At 69.0% G+C, this 18,401-nt stretch carries 18 protein-coding genes and 4 pseudogenes; 10 read left to right on the forward strand and 12 right to left on the reverse strand.

The features are described 5' to 3' along the window. The coding region (locus ACIO3P_RS00005) for a transposase (protein WP_401850819.1) at nt 1–181 on the forward strand (181 nt) is incomplete at its 5' end. Nucleotides 182–259: 78 nt separating this feature from the next. Here the strand turns inward: ACIO3P_RS00005 and ACIO3P_RS00010 are convergent. The 5 genes from ACIO3P_RS00010 to ACIO3P_RS00030 all read right to left on the reverse strand — a co-directional run bounded on the left by ACIO3P_RS00010 (nt 260) and on the right by ACIO3P_RS00030 (nt 4,797). Then, the gene (locus tag ACIO3P_RS00010) at nt 260–517 is read right to left on the reverse strand and encodes a DUF6221 family protein (RefSeq protein ID WP_401850816.1); all 258 of its coding nucleotides are present in this window, start codon (nt 515–517) and stop codon (nt 260–262) included. 33 nt (nt 518–550) lie between these two features. Continuing rightward, nucleotides 551–1,380, reverse strand: a protein-coding gene (locus ACIO3P_RS00015; protein ID WP_401850908.1) for an IS5 family transposase whose coding sequence is annotated in 2 segments (ribosomal slippage) — nt 551–1,068 and nt 1,068–1,380 — 831 coding nt in all. Because the reading frame shifts where the segments join, the coding sequence is not laid out codon by codon here. A 1,127-nt stretch (nt 1,381–2,507) separates the two neighbouring features. Further along, complete coding sequence (locus ACIO3P_RS00020; protein WP_401850814.1) at nt 2,508–3,605, reverse strand: Gfo/Idh/MocA family protein; 1,098 nt, start codon at nt 3,603–3,605, stop codon at nt 2,508–2,510. Next, complete coding sequence (locus tag ACIO3P_RS00025) at nt 3,598–3,990, reverse strand: ester cyclase (RefSeq protein WP_329824053.1); 393 nt, start codon at nt 3,988–3,990, stop codon at nt 3,598–3,600. The genes ACIO3P_RS00020 and ACIO3P_RS00025 overlap by 8 nt, the downstream gene beginning before the upstream one ends. Nucleotides 3,991–4,191: 201 nt before the next feature. After that, nucleotides 4,192–4,797 (reverse strand): TetR/AcrR family transcriptional regulator, encoded by a 606-nt coding sequence (locus ACIO3P_RS00030; protein ID WP_329824052.1) that lies wholly within the window; start codon nt 4,795–4,797, stop codon nt 4,192–4,194. Nucleotides 4,798–4,945: 148 nt separating this feature from the next. On the opposite strand from ACIO3P_RS00030, the pseudogene ACIO3P_RS00035 reads away from it, so the two are divergent. From ACIO3P_RS00035 to ACIO3P_RS00050, 4 genes and pseudogenes are all read left to right on the forward strand, one after another. Then, a pseudogene (locus tag ACIO3P_RS00035) lies at nt 4,946–5,918 on the forward strand (aldo/keto reductase). Nucleotides 5,919–6,188: 270 nt separating this feature from the next. Further along, nucleotides 6,189–6,377 (forward strand): hypothetical protein, encoded by a 189-nt coding sequence (locus tag ACIO3P_RS00040; RefSeq protein ID WP_329824050.1) that lies wholly within the window; start codon nt 6,189–6,191, stop codon nt 6,375–6,377. Between the two features lie 62 nt (nt 6,378–6,439). Continuing rightward, nucleotides 6,440–6,928 (forward strand): annotated as a pseudogene (locus ACIO3P_RS00045) (IS5/IS1182 family transposase); the annotation flags it as partial. Between the two features lie 259 nt (nt 6,929–7,187). Then, nucleotides 7,188–7,463 carry a hypothetical protein gene (locus tag ACIO3P_RS00050; protein WP_329824049.1) on the forward strand — a complete coding sequence of 92 codons (276 nt, stop codon included), beginning with the start codon at nt 7,188–7,190 and terminating at the stop codon, nt 7,461–7,463. 116 nt (nt 7,464–7,579) lie between these two features. On the opposite strand, the gene ACIO3P_RS00055 is transcribed toward ACIO3P_RS00050, so the two are convergent. The 3 genes and pseudogenes from ACIO3P_RS00055 to ACIO3P_RS00065 all read right to left on the reverse strand — a co-directional run bounded on the left by ACIO3P_RS00055 (nt 7,580) and on the right by ACIO3P_RS00065 (nt 9,774). After that, entirely contained in the window at nt 7,580–8,056 is a 477-nt protein-coding gene (locus ACIO3P_RS00055; RefSeq protein WP_329824048.1) for a hypothetical protein, read from the reverse strand. A 402-nt stretch (nt 8,057–8,458) separates the two neighbouring features. Continuing rightward, a pseudogene (locus ACIO3P_RS00060) lies at nt 8,459–9,235 on the reverse strand (aldo/keto reductase); the annotation flags it as partial. 116 nt (nt 9,236–9,351) lie between these two features. After that, nucleotides 9,352–9,774 (reverse strand): VOC family protein, encoded by a 423-nt coding sequence (locus ACIO3P_RS00065; protein WP_401850810.1) that lies wholly within the window; start codon nt 9,772–9,774, stop codon nt 9,352–9,354. Between the two features lie 147 nt (nt 9,775–9,921). Here ACIO3P_RS00065 and ACIO3P_RS00070 point away from each other — a divergent pair, with 147 nt between their 5' ends. Both ACIO3P_RS00070 and ACIO3P_RS00075 read left to right on the forward strand, forming a co-directional pair. Beyond that, complete coding sequence (locus ACIO3P_RS00070; RefSeq protein ID WP_401850807.1) at nt 9,922–10,923, forward strand: helix-turn-helix transcriptional regulator; 1,002 nt, start codon at nt 9,922–9,924, stop codon at nt 10,921–10,923. 84 nt (nt 10,924–11,007) lie between these two features. Beyond that, nucleotides 11,008–11,874 (forward strand): aminoglycoside phosphotransferase family protein, encoded by an 867-nt coding sequence (locus ACIO3P_RS00075; protein ID WP_329824045.1) that lies wholly within the window; start codon nt 11,008–11,010, stop codon nt 11,872–11,874. Nucleotides 11,875–12,055: 181 nt separating this feature from the next. Here the strand turns inward: ACIO3P_RS00075 and ACIO3P_RS00080 are convergent, their stop codons facing one another. The 3 genes from ACIO3P_RS00080 to ACIO3P_RS00090 all read right to left on the reverse strand — a co-directional run bounded on the left by ACIO3P_RS00080 (nt 12,056) and on the right by ACIO3P_RS00090 (nt 14,419). Then, complete coding sequence (locus tag ACIO3P_RS00080) at nt 12,056–12,730, reverse strand: response regulator transcription factor (RefSeq protein ID WP_329824044.1); 675 nt, start codon at nt 12,728–12,730, stop codon at nt 12,056–12,058. Then, complete coding sequence (locus ACIO3P_RS00085) at nt 12,724–13,944, reverse strand: sensor histidine kinase (RefSeq protein ID WP_401850803.1); 1,221 nt, start codon at nt 13,942–13,944, stop codon at nt 12,724–12,726. The genes ACIO3P_RS00080 and ACIO3P_RS00085 overlap by 7 nt, the downstream gene beginning before the upstream one ends. A gap of 301 nt (nt 13,945–14,245) precedes the next feature. Further along, entirely contained in the window at nt 14,246–14,419 is a 174-nt protein-coding gene (locus ACIO3P_RS00090) for a hypothetical protein (RefSeq protein WP_401850801.1), read from the reverse strand. 237 nt (nt 14,420–14,656) lie between these two features. On the opposite strand from ACIO3P_RS00090, the gene ACIO3P_RS00095 reads away from it, so the two are divergent. The 3 genes from ACIO3P_RS00095 to ACIO3P_RS00105 all read left to right on the forward strand — a co-directional run bounded on the left by ACIO3P_RS00095 (nt 14,657) and on the right by ACIO3P_RS00105 (nt 16,985). Then, complete coding sequence (locus tag ACIO3P_RS00095; RefSeq protein WP_401850798.1) at nt 14,657–15,283, forward strand: hypothetical protein; 627 nt, start codon at nt 14,657–14,659, stop codon at nt 15,281–15,283. Continuing rightward, nucleotides 15,208–16,350, forward strand: a complete 1,143-nt coding sequence (locus ACIO3P_RS00100; RefSeq protein ID WP_401850795.1) for a glycosyltransferase family 4 protein — start codon at nt 15,208–15,210, stop codon at nt 16,348–16,350. Before ACIO3P_RS00095 ends, ACIO3P_RS00100 begins: the two co-directional genes overlap by 76 nt. Before the next feature lie 206 nt (nt 16,351–16,556). Continuing rightward, nucleotides 16,557–16,985 carry an organic hydroperoxide resistance protein gene (locus tag ACIO3P_RS00105; protein ID WP_401850793.1) on the forward strand — a complete coding sequence of 143 codons (429 nt, stop codon included), beginning with the start codon at nt 16,557–16,559 and terminating at the stop codon, nt 16,983–16,985. A gap of 103 nt (nt 16,986–17,088) precedes the next feature. On the opposite strand, the pseudogene ACIO3P_RS00110 reads toward ACIO3P_RS00105, so the two are convergent. Then, nucleotides 17,089–18,031: pseudogene (locus ACIO3P_RS00110) on the reverse strand (IS5 family transposase). Between the last annotated feature and the right edge of the window lie 370 nt (nt 18,032–18,401).

Raw genomic sequence — 18,401 nt, forward strand, 5'->3', positions numbered from 1 at the left:
CCTCCTGCGCGGGCAGGAGGAGGACAACGCTGAACACCGAAGGGTGCGAGCCCGTGTCGAGCACACCTTCGCCCGGATGAAGAACTGGAAGATCCCGCGCGACTGCCGACAACGAGGCGACGGACTCCACCATGCCGTCCAGGCCGTCGCTTCCATGCACAACCTCACCATGACACGGTGAAACAGCAGATCAGGAACCACTTCGGCCTGCCCAAGCCGAACCTTCTGCAACACCTTTAGGGGCTGTCTCCTTGAAAGGCTATGGGCGCCATTCCTGCTGATAGGCAGGGTGTTCGGCGTATGACTGACCAAGGACTCGCAGCGCGTATGCCAGGCCGGCCGAGCGGGAGTCCGAGGCGTCCATGGCTTTGTATTCGTTCGCCAGTTGCTCGATCAGGTCGAGCATGGGGAGGTGGCTGTCAAGAAGAGCGTCGCCGCCCAGGGTGCTGGCCACGTAGGCGTAGGCATGGTTGTCGTCGTTGATGCGTGCGACGAGGAACTCCACAAGATCATCCATGTGGCTATCCTCGCGGGCAAGGTGCTTCGGCGGTCAGGCGGCTGTCCGGATGAGGATGGCGGCGAGGTGGAGTGCGGCCTGGTAGGCGATGGCGAGCTTGTCCGTTCGCATGGCCAGGCCGCGCCATTGCTTGAGTCGGTTGATACACCGTTCGATAGCGTTGCGTTGCTTGTACGCCTCGGCGTCGAAGGCCGGTGGGCGGCCTACGTCGCGGCCTCGCCGCAGACGGTGGACGACCCGATCGGACGGCTGGAGGATGACAGCGCGGATTCCGCGTCGCCGGAGGTGATTGCGGATCGCGCGGGATGAATACGCGCGGTCCGCCAGAACGGCATCGGGGCGAGTTCCGGGTCGTCCGGGTCCGCTTCGCAGAACACGGATGCCTGCCATCACGGTCTCGAAGGCCGGGACGTCGCCCGCCTGGCCTGCAGTGACGCGAAGGACCAGGGGCCGTGCACGGCTGTCGCTGGCGAGGTGGACTGTCGTGCTCAGGTCGCCGCGGGAGCGTCCGAGGGCGTGGTCATCAGGTTCGGCCCGGTCTGGCGCCCCTTTTTCCTGGCACCGGCAGCGTGCTGGTGAGCCCGGCAGACTGTGGAGTCCACCGAGACGGTCCAGCCGATGTCGGCATCAGCGTCGGCTTCTGCTAGAACTGCCGCGAGGATGCGTTCCCAGGTGCCGTCCACGGCCCACCTGATCAGGCGTTTGTGAGCGGTCTGGAACGAGCCGAGCTCACCCGGCAGGTCCCGCCAGGGCGAGCAGGTGCGGTAGTTCCATGCGATGGCCTCCAAGGTTCGGCGATGATCGGCCCACCGCCGACCGCGGACCGGATCGGCCGGCATCAGCGGCTCGATCCGGTCCCACATCGCATCAGTGATCACTAATCGGACAGACGCATCCGATCAACTGACAAACCGATCGAAGAGACACGCTCTAGCTGCGTACGCCGACAGCGGTACAACGCCGTGCGCAAAGCGCCGATGATCGCACCGATCTTCGCCGGTGACATACCGTCCGCAATCTCCGCGGTCTCCCCGGGGGCACCGGTGTCGCTGGCAGCCGCGTTCCCGGATGACCACAGCACCGTTTCGGCGCTCTGCGGGGAGCACCGTAGCCCGGCGAGCGAGAAACGCGGAAGAGCCCGATGAGCGCCCGAACATGACGAAGCACCACTGCCTGCCCCGGAGGAGATCAGCGGCGCACTGTACGTCAGAGGGCGAGTCCGTACTCCACGGCGGTGAGGCAGTCGGCGGCTTCTCCCCGCCTGCGAGGATGACTTCACAGCGTCGACGTCGGGCCGGTACTGCTCCCCAGATGCGCGAGCGCGGCTTTGTCGCGGTCGTCCTTGACGACCCGGGCCATTGAGCACTGTGCATCGTGAAGTTGCTGGTCACGGGTCTGGTCACGCGGGGTTCAGGATGCTCGTGTTGGTCGTGGGTGGATGACTTAGGTGAAGATCGTCGGTTACCGGGACACTTCGCGGTTCGTTGGGACGAGCAGGGCCCTGACCAGGGCGGTCGCCCAGGTCGGGTCGGTGCGGACTGTGCCGAGCACGCGCCAGTTTCGAGAGGGCGAAGCCGTGCTCCACCGGTGCCCGGACCACGATCGGCTGGTCTCCAACGGTCTTGGGCGGCGCTGAAAGATCTCTGGCCAGGGGCTGCCTCTCGCTCCTGGAGAGGGCCCGTGCGTCCGTCGACCCGTACGTAGGAACAGGGAGCGATGCCAAGGTCCACGATGTGCCGGGTGAGTCCGTTGTGCGCGTTCAGCGACACGATGGAGTGGCTGCACCGGCTGCGGACCAGACGGATGAGGAGGTCTTTGGTCCCGGGCAAGAGGCCGACTGACGGTCGCCGGGAGTGGTAGGTCGCGAACGCCACGCTTGCTCGTGTCCACTCTCGATCGGTTGGCGTGCGGCCGAGTATGCCGGCACACATGGCAGGGGCCGATGTGGCGAAGTGATGTCGGACAGTGTCGAAATCGACTGGCCGCCCGCCTAAGGATGGAGAGGTTTTCGTTGGCCTGTGGCGGCGGACCGTACGATCGCGTCAAGGAGTCGGTGCCGCTTGACGGCGTGGGTGAAGCCCGGGGCGACAGCCGTTCCGTGGACGAGGTCGTCCCGAATCGCGGCGTAGGAGTGCACCAGCGTGTGGATCACTGTTCCGGCCAGGCCGGGATAGTCGTCGTAGCCGCTGGGCAGCGTGACCTTCGTAGGCCGACCGCCGCCGCGTGTGCCACGCACCGTGACCGGTCCGATGTGCGGGAACTCGGCGGCGGTAATCTCAAGTCTCCCCTCCGTGCCGTCGATGATCAGTGAGAACCCTGCACCCGATGCCGCGCCTCCACGGTGGTGGACGGACAGGATCGCCCCGCCCGCCACGGTGCCCGAGATCGCGATCTGGTCCTCGGCGGTCATCGGAACGACCTGCCCGGTGCGCCCGAGGGGAACCTGGCGGCGCCGGGTCGCGGTCGTAGCGACCACTTCCTGAAGCTCGCCGACGACCATCGACACCAGGTCGATTGCGTGTCCGAACGCGATGGTCAGCATCGTGGCCCCGAGCTTGCGGTCGAGCGTGTAGACCATGTTCTGAGACACCGGAGTGCCCCATTCCGTCGAAGACGCCACGACGGTGGCGGAGAGCACTTCCCCCACGAATCCTTCGGACACGAGGTCGGCCAGCCAGCGGAAGGTGGGCGAGGAGCGTCCCTGAAGGCCGACGAAGGTGCGCGTCGTCCCGGCGGCACGCTCCAACTCCTCGGCCTCGCGCAGGTCGACGGCGAGCGGCCACTCGGAGAGCACCGGCACTCCCGCCTTCAGCACGGGCAACACGAGTTCGCGATGCTGGGGCACTTTGACGGCGACAACAACGAGGTCGACGTTCTCGTCGCCGGCGAGCTGCTCGACCGACGTGTACGCGGGTACGCCATACGCCGCTCCCGCGGCCTGGGCCGAGGCTTCGGAGCTCGCCGCCAGCGCGCGAAGCTCGATCCCGTCGACGGCGCTCAGCGCGGGCAGGTGAGCCCCGGCCGCCCAGCCTCCCGTGGCGCTCAGGCCGACGATGCCGACGCCGATCGGCTTACGGGGGTCAGGCACCGAGCTGCCGCCTCAGGGTCTCGGCGTCGTGCAGAGCCGTCATGTGCACGAACCGCCCGTCACGAACCTGGTAGATGGCGTACTCGAGGATCTCGAACGAGGCGCCGGTGGGAGCCACGCCGAGCCACTCCTTGGCGGGCGTGCCCGTGTTGGTCAGACGGGCGGCCAGGCGATCACCATCGAGCGCGATCTCCCGGGGCTCCCAGTGGAAGTCCGGGACCGCGTCGATGTCGCCGTTCAGCACAGCGACGACCTGGTCCCGAGTGCCCGGCTCGCCGTTCAGGGTGGTCTCGTCGTTGATGAACTCGTCCATGCGGTAGATCTCGTGGGCGTTGAGCGCCCCGATGTAGCGCAGGTAGAACTCGCGCAGGTCGGTGTCGGACATGATCTCCTTCTTCGACCCCCGGAGCGGAGGTCATGCTCGGTGTTTCGCGACGGCTCTTGACGGTTTCGTCACGGTGATCGTCGGCAGGGGAGGAACCACTGCTCGAAACTTCCGCACCGGACGGTACCGAACTTTTGCCGCACCGTCACGGCCCTCATGCGCGGAGAATGTCTCACCAGGGCGAGCGAAGGGGTGCAGCCGCTATGCAGGCCAGCCGAGCAACGCCGTGTCCACGATCTCATCGAGCTCAGCAGGACCGAGGCCGTTGGCGGCCTGCACCGCGATGCCGAAACCCATCGTCATGATGAACCGGGCAAGACGCCGAGGGTCGGCGTTGCGCGGAAGATCACCCTCGTTGACGGCACGCCGGAAGCGCTCCTCAAGGCGGTCCCCCGCGCCGTTGCGCCAGTCGACAAGCAGGTCGTGGACGGCCTGGCTCTCGTCGCTCGACGCCAGCGCACCCTGCACGGCCAGACACCCGGAGGGGCCGTCGGGAGGGGTCGTGGTGCAGACCGCTCCACGGAGGAACGCCAAGGCCACGGCCCGTGCGGTGGGCTCCTCCAGGGCGCGCGCGGCATAGGCGGCCGGCCCCGCGCCGTAGCGCTGGAGGGCCTTGCGGAACAACTGCTCCTTGTTGCCGAAGGCCGCGTACATGCTCGTCTTGGTGATCCCCATGGCACCGGTCAGCTCAGCGAGGCTTGCGCCTTCGTACCCTCGCGCCCAGAACACCCGCATCGCGCGTTCCAGCGCCTGGTCGATGTCGAATCCTCGAGGCCGACCCATGACGGCCCTACGGGAGTTACTCATGCCACAACCGTACCCCTCGGTACAGATCTATGCCGACCAGCAGTTTCATCCCATCCAGGCGGCGAACACAGTTCCGTACCGGGCGGTCTTGATGTGCTAGAGTTCTGCACCGCCCGGTACTTAATTGATGGGAAGGGAAGTCCGCGCCATGAAAACCGTTTCGCTCGGCAGCCTCAAGGTCTCGCGCATCGGTCTCGGAGCCATGGGAATGTCGGCGTTCTACACCGGCGCCGGCCAGTTCGACGACGAGTCGATCCGCACGATCCACCGCGGCCCTGGACCTCGGGGTCACCCATATCGACACCGCCGAGGGGTACGGCCCCTTCATCAACGAGGGGCTGGTCGGCCGGGCCGTGCAGGGGCGCCGGGACGAGGTCGTACTGGCGACCAAGTTCGGGCTGATCTCCCACACCGGCGGCTCGGCTCCGGACAGCACCCCGGCCAACATCCGCCTGGCCGTGGAGGGTTCACTGAAGCGCCTGGGTACCGACTACATCGACCTCTACTACCAGCACCGGGTGGACCCCGGCACTCCCATCGAAGAGACCGTTGGCGCGCTGGCCGAACTGGTGACCGAAGGCAAGATCCGCCACATCGGCCTGTCGGAGGCCGGCCCCGCCACGATCCGCCGCGCTCACGCCGTGCATCCGGTCACCGCGGTCCAGTCCGAATACTCGCTGTGGACCCGCGACCCGGAGGCCGAGATCCTGCCCGTCCTGCGCGAACTGGGTATCGGCTTCGTGCCGTACTCCCCGCTTGGCCGCGGCTTCCTGACCGGCAACATCCACTCCCTGAACGATCTTGACGCCGACGACTGGCGCCGCACCAACCACCGCTTTGCCGACGGCAACCTGGAACGCAACCTGCGAATCGTCGACGAGGTCCGGGCCGTAGCCGCCGAGATCGACACCACGCCCGCGCAGGTCGCCTTGGCCTGGCTGCTCGCCCAGGGTGACGACATCGCGCCCATCCCCGGCACCAAGCGAGTCGCCCGGCTGGAGGAGAACGCCGCCGCCGACCACATCGAGCTCACTGCCGGCCACGTCGACCGCCTGAACGACCTGCCCCCGGCCTCCGGCGAGCGGTACGACGCGGACAACATGGCCGCCGTCGACCGCTGATCGAAGACGTACCCTCACGCACGCCGCGGGTCGGCATCCGGGCGAAGAGTGCCGCATTCCCCCTGAGACCTGCGCAAATATGAAGTACGCGGGTCACGGGTCTGGTGTGCGGAGCGGGCGGGGTACTCGCGCTGGTTTTCGGCGGTGTCCAGGGTGAAGATCGTCCGACCTGTCGCCAGGGCCGTTGTCGGGTTCTGCTGCGCCGACCGCCGCGCCCCTCCTACGATCTCTGACCGGGCCGGTGCCGGGAGAGCGCGGGCGGGCGTGGGGATGCTGGCGATCGTGCGGGCTACCGACGGCCCGGTGCAGGTCAGGGCCATCGGCGAGGAGCTGGGCCTTGAGGTGACGGCGCGCGGGAAGCTGGAACCGTTGCGGGCGAAGCTGACCAAGCTCGCCGGCCGCGGCTGGCTGCAAAAGCGTCCCGACGACAGCAGGTTCACCGCACGCTCGTTGGCGTAGGCGTAGGCAGGGCGGGCGCCGACGGGGTAACTGGCGTGTCCCCAGCGGCAGTTGAGTTTGGTATGAAGAAAGACAACCATCCCGTCGAGGACCCTGACGGCCTTGTCCACACTGCCCGCCTGCCGCTGTCGAGTGCCACCCTGGACTGGCTCGCCGACCTGATCCGCGGCCACCTGAAGAAGATCGGGTCACGGTGGCGGGCGCTGCCCGCGGGGAGGATCGCCGGCATCGTACTGGCGGTACTGCGCTGTGACCAGCGGCCGGGCAATCCGGCCGGCGGGAACGGGATACCCCGCACCACCGTGACCCGGTGCGTGCGGAAGGTCGTCGGCCTGCTGGCCGCCCGCGCCCCGCGCCTGGACCGCGCCCTCAAGAAGATCACCCACAAGGGTGGCGGGGTGGTGCTACTGGACGGCACGCTGATCCGCACCCGGCGGCGCACCGGCAAAGAGAACCGGAAGAACCACTCCGGCAAGAGCAAATGCCATGGCCTGCTCGTGATCGCGCCCACCGACGATCGCGGCCGACTGCTCTGGGTCTCGGCGGCCCGGGGCGAGGTGTCCGGGACTGCGGCCTCTTCTCTGATCGAGTGCATGACCGCTATGAGCGCAGGTTGAAGAACCTTCCGCTCGCTGAGCAGCGCTTCGTAACCCGGTTGGAGGTCCGACGTTAACCGTGCCGCCCTGAAAAACGTCCTGGCCCTGCCCCGAATCGCAGGTCTACGGGCGAGCCGGATTCGACCTGCTCCGAAAACTGATCCTGCTTCAGTGACACGCCCGCCCCCTTCGACGACCGGTCTACCGTTGAGCCGTGACATGGAACGAAGCTGAGTATCTCGACTGCCTGCGGTCCGAACGGCGTGGCTACGCATGGGTGATGCGGCATTACGGCGGGCTGGCGCCGAAGGAGGCCAGTGAAAGCGCACTGGAGCGCTACCCGTACGAACCGGCTGAGGCACCGTACCGAGGGTTGATCTTTCATGACGAGGCGTGGCACTGGGCAATGCTGGCGATCCATGGTGATCGGTACGTAGCGGAACACCCCGAGCTGGCACAGCCTTCACCTGACTACCGAGCCCTTGAGTAACCAACCAGCGAGCGCATTCGAACACCGGATCAGGCACACATTCCGTGAGGACGATCAACGGGGTTCGGTCTCGATGACGCAACCTCATCTGGGGCGGTGGTTGAAGTAGGGCTGGGTCATCGGAGCGGTCCTTGTTCGTCGATGAACACGGTGGGCGTGGACAGGAACACATCGGCGTTCACCGGGCCGTAGGCGATGTTGAAGGTGTCCAGCCAGTACGACCAGCCGCGGATCCCCAGGGCACTGCTGAAGCGGTAGTTGAGCTGCCAGCGCGCCCACTGGCCGGGGGCGAGCCGTACTGCCGGGGGTCGTCGCGGCCTGGGCGGCAGGGCAAACAGGGGCTGGACTCGGGGAAAGACACGCAGTCGCCCCTCGGCTTCCCGGAGCTGCACATCGACTTTGCCGCGGTCTTCCTGGGTGCTAAAGGGCTCGAAGCCGTCACGCTCATGCATGCGAATCACGTGTGCGGTGGTGGCGGTATCGGCAGGCGGGAGAGCGAAGCCGATCGGCGCCGCGTTCCTGCGCGAGGCGGCCTCCCCTCCCCGAGACTCCTTCGTCCAGGATGTCCGTATCCACTGGACGGTGATCTCCATGGCGTACCCCCCGCCGGGACGTCGAGGGACTCACCCTATGTCTCAAGAATCACCGCACCTGTCCGGAGATTACTGGCCGTGCCGGCGGGCAGGCGGCGGTGAAGTAGGCCGGCCGCGCGCGGTGCGTCGTGGCGCCTGCACAGGACCTCCTGGAGGAGACTGGGCCACCTGGCCTGCCGCTGCCGACTGCGGAGCAGGCGGCCGAAGCGGACCTGATCAGTGCGGGCGGCGCTGTGGCGGCATGATCCAGAGCAACCGGTCGCCTTGGTGTACGAGTTGGCAGCCGGCTGCGATCTCTCCGTGTACAAGATCCTCGACGCTGCGGGGGCACGGATGTCAAGGACAGTCATGGCATTCTCACGCGACGGCTCGTTCGCGGGACGGACGTCGGCGCAGGTCCGTGTGGGTGAGGGAGTGGCCGGATTCCTCGGCGAGGGTGAGCAGTTGCTCGACCGCGTCGAGCTTGCGCCCGTCGGTGAGGTGCTGAGGGACCCATTCCATGCGGGCGTTGTCGGGCCGCGGCGCGTTCTTGCGGTAACGGCCGGTGAGCAGGCCCATGGCCAGCGGGCTCCAGACCAGAACGCCCAAGCCGTAGCGGCGGCAGACGGGCAGGATCTCCCGCTCGATGCCGCGGTTGAGGAGGGAGTAGGTGGGCTGCTCGGTGCGCAGCCGGTGCAGGCCGCGCTGCTGGGACACCCACTGGGCTTCGACGATTTCCGAGGCCGGCAGGTTGGAGGAGCCGATCGCCCTGACCTTCCCGGCCCTCACGAGATCGGTGAGCGCGGAGAGGGTCTCCTCGATGTCCGTGTGCGGGTCGGGGTGGTGGAGTTGGTAGAGGTCGGTGTGGTCGGTCCGCAGCCGCTTCAGCGAACCCTCGACCGCTTGGACGATCCAGTGCCGGGAACTGCCGCCGCGGTTGGGGCCCTCGCCCATCGGTCCGTTGAACTTGGTAGCCAGCACGACCTCGTCGCGCTGTCCCTTGAGGGCCTTTCCGACGATCTCCTCGGTCTCGCTGCAGCCGTAGACATCGGCGGTGTCGACGAAATTGATTTCCTCGTCCAGCGCCCGGTGAATCATGCGCACGCAGTCGCCGTGATCCGGATTGCCCATCGTGCCGAACACCATGGTGCCCAGGCAGTAGGCACTGACTTCGATGCCGGTCCGTCCCAGCTTCCACATCCTCACGGTGCCCCGTTTCCTTCCGCTGCCGTACGTGTTCGGTGCCCGCCGTCGTCCGGGCCGCCCGTGCGGCGGCAGCCCGGACGACGGCGGGCATGTCAGGTCCGTCGATGGGTTCAGCCGTTGTACGGAGCGGTGACGTCCAGGACCCAGGTGACGCCGAAGCGGTCGGTGAGCATGCCGTACAACGGCGCCCACTGCGCGGGTTCCAGCGGACGTACGACGGTCGAGCCCTCGGCGAGCCTGCTCCACAGGGCGCTGATCTCGTCGGCGTCGTCGCCCCGCACGGAGACGAAGAACGGGTTGTCGCCCTGGCTCCAGGGCAGCGCCGAGGGCACGTCGTACGCCATGACGTGGAAGCCGTTGTCGCCGGCCACCTCGCCCCACATCACCCAGTCCGCCTCGCTCTCGTTCTGGACGGCGCCCGCGTCCTTGTAGGTGACGGCGACGGTACGTCCGCCGAAGACGGACTGGTAGAAGTCCAGCGCCTCCCGTGCGGCGCCCCGGAAGTTCAGGTGGGTGGTGGTCGTGACGGACATGGGTCGCTCCCTGCTTCGGTGTGGTGAATACGCCGCGACCAGGAGCGATGCCTAGCGATGCCCAGCTATCCCTCCCGAACGGCGCGTACGCCACGATGACAGTGGTAGAGGACAGGTTGTGTCCGGTACTCCAGAGAGCATGGGGGCATGCATAAGACGTCCGCCCGGCTGCTCTCGCTGCTCTCGCTCCTTCAAACGCCCCGTGCCTGGTCCGGCGATGATCTCGCCGAGCGTCTCGGCATCACCTCCCGCACGGTGCGCCGTGACATCGACCGCCTGCGCGAACTCGACTACCCGATCACCACCGTCAAAGGACCGGCCGGCGGCTACCGCCTGGAGGCCGGCACTCACCTGCCGCCCATGCTGTTCGACGACGAGCAGGCCGTCGCCCTGGCCGTCGCGCTGCGGACCGCGGCCGCCGGTACCACCGTCGCCGAAGACGCTTCCCGCGCGCTGGCCACCCTCAGCCAGGTCCTGCCGCCCCGCCTGCGCCACCGCATCGACCTGTTGCGCATCACCGCGGTCCAACCGCCCGCGGCGGCCGGCGACACCCCTCAGGTCGACGCTCAGGTCCTGATGGACCTGAGCCGCGCCATCCACGCCCGCGAGGAACTGCGCTTCGACTACGCCCCGGGTCCAGGCACCTCGGCCGATGACGCCCGCCGCGTACAACCCCACCACCTGGTGACCTGGCGTCATCGCTGGTACCTGGTGGCCTGGGACCTGCACCGCGAGGACTGGCGTACCTTCCGCGTCGACCGCGTCCGGCCCCGCACACCCACCGGCCCCCGCTTCGCCCCGCGCGACCTCCCCGGTGGCACCGTCGCCACCTTCGTCACCAGCCGATTCCGCGGCAACGACGGCACGACCACCGACTGGCCCTGCCGAGGCGAAGTCATCCTCCACCTTCCGGCCGCCGATGTCGCGCCCTTCGCCGAGGACGGAATCGTCGTGGAACTCGGTCCCCACCACTGCCGGCTCATCCTCGGATCCTGGTCATGGACCGGACTCGCCGCCGCCATCGGCCGCTTCGACACCGATATCGAGGTCATCGGCCCGCCCCAACTGGCCACCGCGTTCGGGAACCTCGCCGCCCGCTACGCCCACGCCGCCCGCACCACCCAACCTGGGACCGTCCCGGCACGGTGAGAACGGAGGGGGAACAGGAGGGGGAACGGGAGCGGAGGAAATCTGATGTTGCTCCATCAGCCGCCCGGCTAGGGTCTCAGGCTGATGATGCATGAGAACGAAGTCGCGACCGATGTCGCGTTGGTGCGGCAGCTCCTCACACACCAGTTTCCGCGATGGGCGGATATGCCCATCAGGGCGGTGCGCTCGGCAGGCACCGACAACGCGATCTATCGGCTCGGGGACGAGATGGCGGTCCGCCTGCCCCGGATCGAGGGTGCGGTCGGGCAGGTGGAATTCGAACAGGGCTGGCTGCCACGGCTGGCCCCCTTCCTGCCTGCCGCCGTGCCGGAACCGATGGTCGTGGGCCGGCCCGGAAACGGGTATCCCTTCCCCTGGGCGATCAGCCGCTGGATCGATGGCTCGCACCCGGCGGATGAGGAGCGCGACGACCACCGGTTCGCCAGGGACCTCGGCGATTTCGTCGCAGCGCTGCGCGGGGCCGACACCACCGGGGCGCGACAGGGCTACCGGGCCGTGTCTCTGCGCACCCGCGATGCCTCCGTACGGGAGTGGACCGTCAAGGCCGCGGACGTCATCGACGCTCCCGCTGTCCTCGCCGCCTGGGAGCGCGCCCTCGACCAGCCGGAGTGGGACGGGCCGCCCCTGTGGACGCACGGCGATCTCATCCCCGGCAACATCCTGGTCAGCGCTGGTCAACTCCGCGCAGTGATCGACTTCGGCACCGCGGGCGTGGGCGACCCGTCCTGCGATGCCGTCGCGGCGTGGGCACTGCTCAGCACGGAGACGCGGCAGACCTTCCGCGCGGCAGGGGGGTTCGACGACGCGGCCTGGGCCCGCGGACGAGGCTGGGCACTCACCTTCGTCAGCGGGATCGACTACTACCGCCACACCAACCCCGCCATGGCGGAACTGGGGCGCCGCGCCATCACCGAGGTCCTCGCAGATTGACGTTCCTCCTCGGGCTCCAGCGGCAGTGTCAGCGGCTCCTCCCCCGGCGAGCCACCGCTCCGGCCCTTCCGCCGGCCAGCCGATTCGGTGAAGTCGTAGGTGCAGTAGAAGTAGTGGAAGTAGGAGCTTTCCTCGTGGACGGGTCGGCCGGTGATCAGGTCGTTCTCGGGGGTCAGCGGCATCACAGGGCGTCGCGCCGCGCGCCCGGCCGTACCAGGCCGAGTTCGTACGCCAGGATCACCGCCTGCGCACGGTCCCTGAGCCGCATCTTCGCGAACAGCCGGTTGATATGGGTCTTGACCGTGTGGTCCGAGATGGTGAGCCGGTCGGCGATCTCGGCGTTGGACAGACCGCGCGCGATCAGTACGAGCACCTCGGCCTCGCGCGCGGTCAGCCCGTCCAGTGTGCGTACGGGCAGGACCGACTCCCGCTGTCGCGCGAACTCCGCGATCAGCCGCTTGGTGACCTCGGGCGCGAGCAGCGCGTCGCCCCTGGCCACGACCCGTACGGCGTGCAGCAGTTCGGGAAAGGTCGCGTCCTTGAGGAGGAAGCCGCCCACTCCGGCCGCGAGCGCGTCGTACACGTACTCGTCGAGATCGAAGGTGGTCAGGATCAGCACCTTCGTCGATCCACCGGACGCGGCGAGGATCTCGCGGGCCGCCTCGATGCCGTTCTTGTGGGGCATCCGGATGTCGAGCAGCGCCAGATCGGGCCGGTGCTCGGCGGCGGCACGGACCGCCTGGACGCCGTCCTGCGCTTCGGCCACCACCGCTATGTCGTCCTGCGTGGCGAGCAGATTGACGAAGCCGGTCCGTACGACCGCCTGGTCGTCGGCCACGATCGCCCTGATCACCAAGGGAGTTCAGCCTCCACGAGAAAGCCGCCGTCAGGACCGGGACCGGCGGTGAACCGTCCGCCCAACAGATCGGCCCGCTCCCGCATCCCCGCCAGACCGTGCCCCCAGGGCCGGTCGGCGGCGGGCCCGGGGCCGTCGTCGCCGACGCGAATGGCCAGCCGGTCGGCGAGATAGCCGATCTCCACCAGCGTACGGGCGCCGGGGGCATGCCGGCGGGCGTTGGTCAGCGCCTCCTGCACGATGCGGTACGCCGACAGCTCCCACGAGGCGGGCAGTTCGCTCCGTACACCTGCGGCGCCCCGCTCCCCGGTGAACCGCAGCTCCGCCTCGCCGCCCACCGTGCGGTGCTGCTCCAGCAGTTCGTCCAGTGCGTCGAGCGTCGGCGGCGGAGCGGTCGCGGCCTTCTCGTCGGGACGGGTACGCAGCACGCCGAGCAGACGCCGCAGTTCGGCCATCGAGGAGCGTGCGGTCCCGGCGATGTCCTGGAACGCGGTCCGGGCCTGGGGGGAGAGCCCGGGGGTGGTGTACGCCGCGCTCTCCGCCTGCACCGCGATCATCGAGACCGAGTGGGAGACGACGTCGTGCAGTTCGCGGGCGATCGCCGCGCGCTCGGCCTCCGCCGCCCGGCGGCGCTCCATGGCGAGCAGCCGTTCCTGCGCGGCGCTCCGTTCGCGCCGGGTCTCCTCACGCGCGCGTACGGCGTCCCCGGTGCTGACGGCGCCCAGGACCACGGCGGTCAGGACGAAGGTCTCGGCGAACCATCCGAGGGAGAACGAGTCGCCGCGTTGCAGCGAGGGGATGAGGTCCCGGGCCGTGCGCTGCCACGTACTGATGTGCACCAGATTCGCCGCCAGGGCCCCGAGAAAACCACCGCCGACGAGCAGCGCGGGGTGCTGTACCCGCTGCCGACCCAGGGTGAAGCAGCCGATCAGCCCGGCCGCGGCCGCTGTGGCGTAGAGACTGGACGAGGGACTGGCGGTGAAGCTGATCAGGACCGACGCCACCGTCAGGAACGATACCGCGGGCAGGGTCCGGCGCCACATCAGGGACGCGGTCGAGACCAGCACCCCCGCCGCGACCATGGGCCCGGCCGGCAGCCGCCACAGCTCCGCCGCCGCGCAGCCGGTCAGCAGGGCTCCGGTGACCCAGGGATACGCGAGGGAGCCTGCCGTACGGCGCAGTCGTGCCCGCAGGGTCCTGATTCGGTCGTTCATACCCCCGATTCTTCGGCATCCCGGCCGGTGGCCGCGTCGGAGTACGGGTTGATACCCGGCCCGGATCTCGTACCACGGGGTGACTCCCAGGACCGGAGCCACGGTTGACGTGCCGGCTCGTCCCCGCTTCCTAGCCTCGTGACCACGCCAGGAAAGGGGGTTTCGTGCGGGAGCAACGGATGCCGCGACGGGCGCGCCACCGGGTGTTCGGCTGGGCGGCGTGCGCGGTCGTCGCGCTGGTCTTCGGTGTTGTGTCCGGTCCCGCTCCACACCGGGTGTGGGGAGGCATCGCCGCGGTCGGTTACGGGGCGGCGGCGCTGGTGGCCGCGCGGCCGGGCGGCGGGGCACGCGGGTCCGCGGTCGTGGCGGTGACGGGCGCGGTGGCGCTGCCGCTGCTGCTGCTGCTCGTCGCCATGGGCCGGGGGCAACTGGAGGTCGACGTGGTGGAGCGCTCCGGGGAACTGCTGCTGCGCACCGGCAGCCCCTATCTGCCGGAGCCCGCGGAACTCGCCGACCACAACCCGTATCTGCCCGGCATGGCGGTCTTCGGCGCGCTCCCGGGCGATGCGCGCTGGTGGCTCGCCGCGTGTTTTCTCGGCGCCCTGGGGTTCGCCGTACGGCGGAGCGCGCCCGTGCTCCTGATCGCCGCGTGTCCGCTGGTGGCGCTGCCGCTCGCGGTCGGCGGAGTCGATCTGCCGGTTGCCGGGCTGATGTGCCTGGGACTGACGCTCGCCGGGCGGGGCGCGCAGGGCTGCTGCTCGGCGCCGCGGCCGCGCTCAAGTGGACGGCCTGGCCCGCGCTGCCGGTGGCCGTCGCACTGCTCGCCGTGTGCTCCGGACGGCGGCCCGCACTGCGTTGCGGGGCACTGGCGCTCGCGGCCGGGATGGCGGCCGTGGCTCCGGTCGCGCTCGCCGACTTCGTGGGCTTCCACCGCAATGTCATCGCCTTCCCGCTCGGTCTCACCGCGACCCCGCCCCCCGCGGCCACCCCGTTCCCCGGCCGGCTGCTCGCCGACCATGTGCCGGGCGGCGCGCTGGTCGCCTCCGTGCTGCTCACGGTCGCCGCCGTACTGCTGGCCGGCTCACTTCTCGTACGCCCGCCCCGCACCGTCGCTGCGGCGGCCCGGCGGCCGGCGCTCGGGCTCACCGTGGCCATCGCGCTCATACCGGCCAGCCGGTTCGGCTATCTCGTCCATCCGCTGGTGCTGCTGGCCTGCACGGCCCGGCCGGCACCGCGCGGCCCGCTTTCCCCAGGAGGGACCCCGTGCCCCGAACTCTCGTCGTCACCAATGACTTTCCGCCCCGGCAAGGAGGTATCGAAACCTTCGTCCGGGCCATGACGGACCGCTTTCCCCCGGACGGGGTGGTCGTGTTCACCTCGTCCGAACGCGGGGCCGCCGGCCAGGACGCCGCGCTGCCCTACCCCGTCGTCCGGGACCGCGCCACCACCCTCCTGCCGACTCCCCGCGCCACCTCCCGCGCGGTGGAACTCGCCCGCAGGTACGGCTGCGACCGGGTGTGGTTCGGGGCCGCGGCCCCACTGGGCCTGATGGCGGCCCGGCTGCGGCGGGAGGCCGGGATACGGCGGCTGGTCGCCACCACGCACGGCCACGAGGTGTGGTGGGCCCGTACGCCCGGCGCGCGCGGGCTGTTGCGGCGGATCGGGACGGGTGTCGACACCATGACCTGCCTCGGGCCGAGCACCCACGCGCCGATCGCCGCCGCGCTCGGCGCCAAGGGACACGGAACGCCAGGGACCGCACGGCTGGAACGGCTCGTTCCGGGCGTCGACACCGACGCGTTCCGGCCCCGCGACGGCGGCGGAACGGTCCGGGAGGCGTACGGGCTCGGCGACCGGCCCGTCATCCTGTGTGCCGCCCGGCTCGTCACCCGCAAGGGGCAGGACGCGCTGATCCGCGCCCTGCCCCGGGTACGCGCCGTCGTCCCGGACGCGACGCTGCTGCTCGTCGGCGCGGGACCGTACGAGCGCGGGCTGCGTCGGCTCGCCGCCGCGCGCGGCGTGCAGCGCGAGGTCGTCTTCGCCGGCGGACATCCGCACGCCGCGATGCCGCCGTTCTTCGCCGCCGCCGATGTCTTCGCGATGCCCTGCCGTACCCGCAGGGGCGGCCTGGAGGTGGAGGGGCTCGGCATCGTCTACTTGGAGGCCGCGGCGGCCGGACTGCCCGTTCTGGCGGGCGACTCGGGCGGCGCGCCCGACGCCGTACGCGACGGGGAGACGGGACATGTCGTGGACGGCCGCCGCACCGACGAGATCGCGCACCGGCTCGTGGCACTGCTCCGCGACCGCGAGGCGGCCCGTGAGATGGGGCGTAAAGGGCGCGACTGGGTGCGTACGGAATGGAACTGGGACCGTTCCTACGAGCGGCTGACCGCGCTGCTCGCCTAGGCGCTGTCCGGTCGATCATGTGCTGGATCTGTGTCACAGGCTGACCTGGGTACTGGTGGGCCAACATCGGACCAGGTGCCGGGTGAGAAGGACTGGCTCCTTCGGCGCCCAGGGGGCATGAACTATCAGGTCAACGAGAGATAGGCCCTCACTCAAAAGAGTCAGCTAGCTTCTTATTTGCGGGGCTGGGCAATACCCTCCTGATCATGCAAAAGGTCACTCCTCTCTATGTTGCGGAATCCGTCGGCACTGGTGGACGCGACGGCAACGCCAAGTCCAGCGACGGCATGCTGGAGGTGAAACTCTCCACGCCGAAGGAACTCGGCGGAATGGGGGGTGAAGGCACGAACCCGGAACAAATGTTCGGCACTGCCTACGCGAATGACTTCCTCGGTTCGCTGAAGTTCGTCGCGGCACAGGAAAGGAAGTCCGTTGCCGCCAACGCGTCGATCACGGCAAAGGTCGGGATCGGGCAGATTCCCAGCGGCTTCGGCCTGGACGTCGATCTCCACGTGAATCTGCCTGGGCTCTCGCAGGCGGACGCTGAGGAACTCGTGGAGAAGGCGCACAAGGTTAGCCCGTACTCCAACGCCACCCGCGGCAACGTGGATGTGCGGCTTCACGTGACCGTGTGACGGTCCTGGCCGAGCGGTTAGGAGCTGTCCGGGCGAACACGGAAGCCTCCTCGCAGCCTCTGGTCTGGCGCTGGCGGCGGATGCTTCGGTGAGTTGAACGCGGTCACGTACGAAGCCAGATGACGAGTGATGCTGCGGCGACGGTGCCGAGGAAGACGTAGCCGCGCTTGTCGTAACGGGTGGCCACTGCGCGGTGGTTCTTCAGCTTGTTGATGGCCCGCTCCACAGTGTTGCGCTTCTTGTACCGATCTTGGTCGAAGCCCGGTGGCCGCCCGCCGCGCGATCCTCTGCGCCGGCGGGCGGCCTGGCTGTCGGCCTTCTCCGGGATGATGTGCCGGATGCTGCGCTGCCGCAGGTACTGACGGCAGGGCCCGTTGCTGTATGCCTTGTCGGCTGCGACGCTGTCCGGCTTGTTGCGGGGCCGACCAACCCTCTGGCGGGGAACCCGGATCTTCTCTAGTACCGGCACGACTGGGTGCAGTCGGCCCGCTGCCCCGGCGTGATGATCAGAGACAGCGGGCGGCAGCGGCCGTCGGCGCTCAGATGGATCTTGCTGGTGAAGCCTCCCCGCGAGCGGCCCAGGCCCTCACCTCCCGCACCACCTCCACCAGCCGGGCGACCAGGCTCTGCCACGGCCATTCGGCCTGGTGTTCCACGGCCCAGCCCCCCTTTGGCTTGCCCTGGGCGGGCGGTGGAGCGGTCCGGGCGCCAGCCGCGTGCTGGTGGGCGCGCACGCTGGTGGAGTCCACCGACACATCCCGGTCGATCTCTCCGGCCGCGTCGGCCGCGGCTTGGACCTGCTGCAGCAGACGTTCCCAGGTACCATCCGCCGACCACAGGCGATGGCGCTCGTAGACGGTCTTCCAGGGCCCGAACCGCTCCGGGAGATCACGCCAGTGCACCGCGGTCCGCACCCGGTACAGAATCCCGTCGATCACCTGACGATGGTCACGCCACCGCCCGCACCGACCGTTGCTCACCGGCAAGAACGGCCGCAGCCGCTCCCATTCGGCACCCGACAGGTCACCACGCCGATCCCCACCCATACCCAAGACAACGACCGGATGAGCAGCCAGTCACATGATCGCCCGGACAGCTCCTAGGGCGTGTTGCGAAGTGGCATCGTCAGTCGCCGTTGGGGACGAGGTATCGGTGAGCTTTGCGCTCGGCTTGAGCAGTGCGGTCAGAGCACGGATTTCGTGCACCGCCTCGGCTTCCTCCGCGGCTGAGCCGTCCGCCTGAAGCTCAAGCGGCTGGTCGAGCGCGGGATTCTGGTCGAGACCGAACAGGGGTTGTTCACCCAGCCGCGGCCACAGCCGCCTTCACGGATCCTGAAGGGTGGAGAACTCCACGATCCACAGGGGCCGTGTTCTCCCGCTTCCAGGGCCCACCACCGACACCAACCAACAAGCTGGG

Source organism: Streptomyces sp. NPDC087310 (assembly GCF_044744405.1).
In the GTDB taxonomy this organism is placed as follows: Bacteria; Actinomycetota; Actinomycetes; order Streptomycetales; family Streptomycetaceae; genus Streptomyces.

Bases quoted from the DNA above. Each gene is read 5' to 3' on its own strand.
- ACIO3P_RS00010 (WP_401850816.1), bottom strand. From the start codon at position 517: ATGGATGATCTTGTGGAGTTCCTCGTCGCACGCATCAACGACGACAAC.
- ACIO3P_RS00025 (WP_329824053.1), bottom strand. From the start codon at position 3,990: ATGTCCGACACCGACCTGCGCGAGTTCTACCTGCGCTACATCGGGGCG.
- ACIO3P_RS00030 (WP_329824052.1), bottom strand. From the start codon at position 4,797: ATGAGTAACTCCCGTAGGGCCGTCATGGGTCGGCCTCGAGGATTCGAC.
- ACIO3P_RS00040 (WP_329824050.1), top strand. From the start codon at position 6,189: ATGCTGGCGATCGTGCGGGCTACCGACGGCCCGGTGCAGGTCAGGGCC.
- ACIO3P_RS00055 (WP_329824048.1), bottom strand. From the start codon at position 8,056: ATGGAGATCACCGTCCAGTGGATACGGACATCCTGGACGAAGGAGTCT.
- ACIO3P_RS00065 (WP_401850810.1), bottom strand. From the start codon at position 9,774: ATGTCCGTCACGACCACCACCCACCTGAACTTCCGGGGCGCCGCACGG.
- ACIO3P_RS00070 (WP_401850807.1), top strand. From the start codon at position 9,922: ATGCATAAGACGTCCGCCCGGCTGCTCTCGCTGCTCTCGCTCCTTCAA.
- ACIO3P_RS00075 (WP_329824045.1), top strand. From the start codon at position 11,008: ATGATGCATGAGAACGAAGTCGCGACCGATGTCGCGTTGGTGCGGCAG.
- ACIO3P_RS00085 (WP_401850803.1), bottom strand. From the start codon at position 13,944: ATGAACGACCGAATCAGGACCCTGCGGGCACGACTGCGCCGTACGGCA.
- ACIO3P_RS00105 (WP_401850793.1), top strand. From the start codon at position 16,557: ATGCAAAAGGTCACTCCTCTCTATGTTGCGGAATCCGTCGGCACTGGT.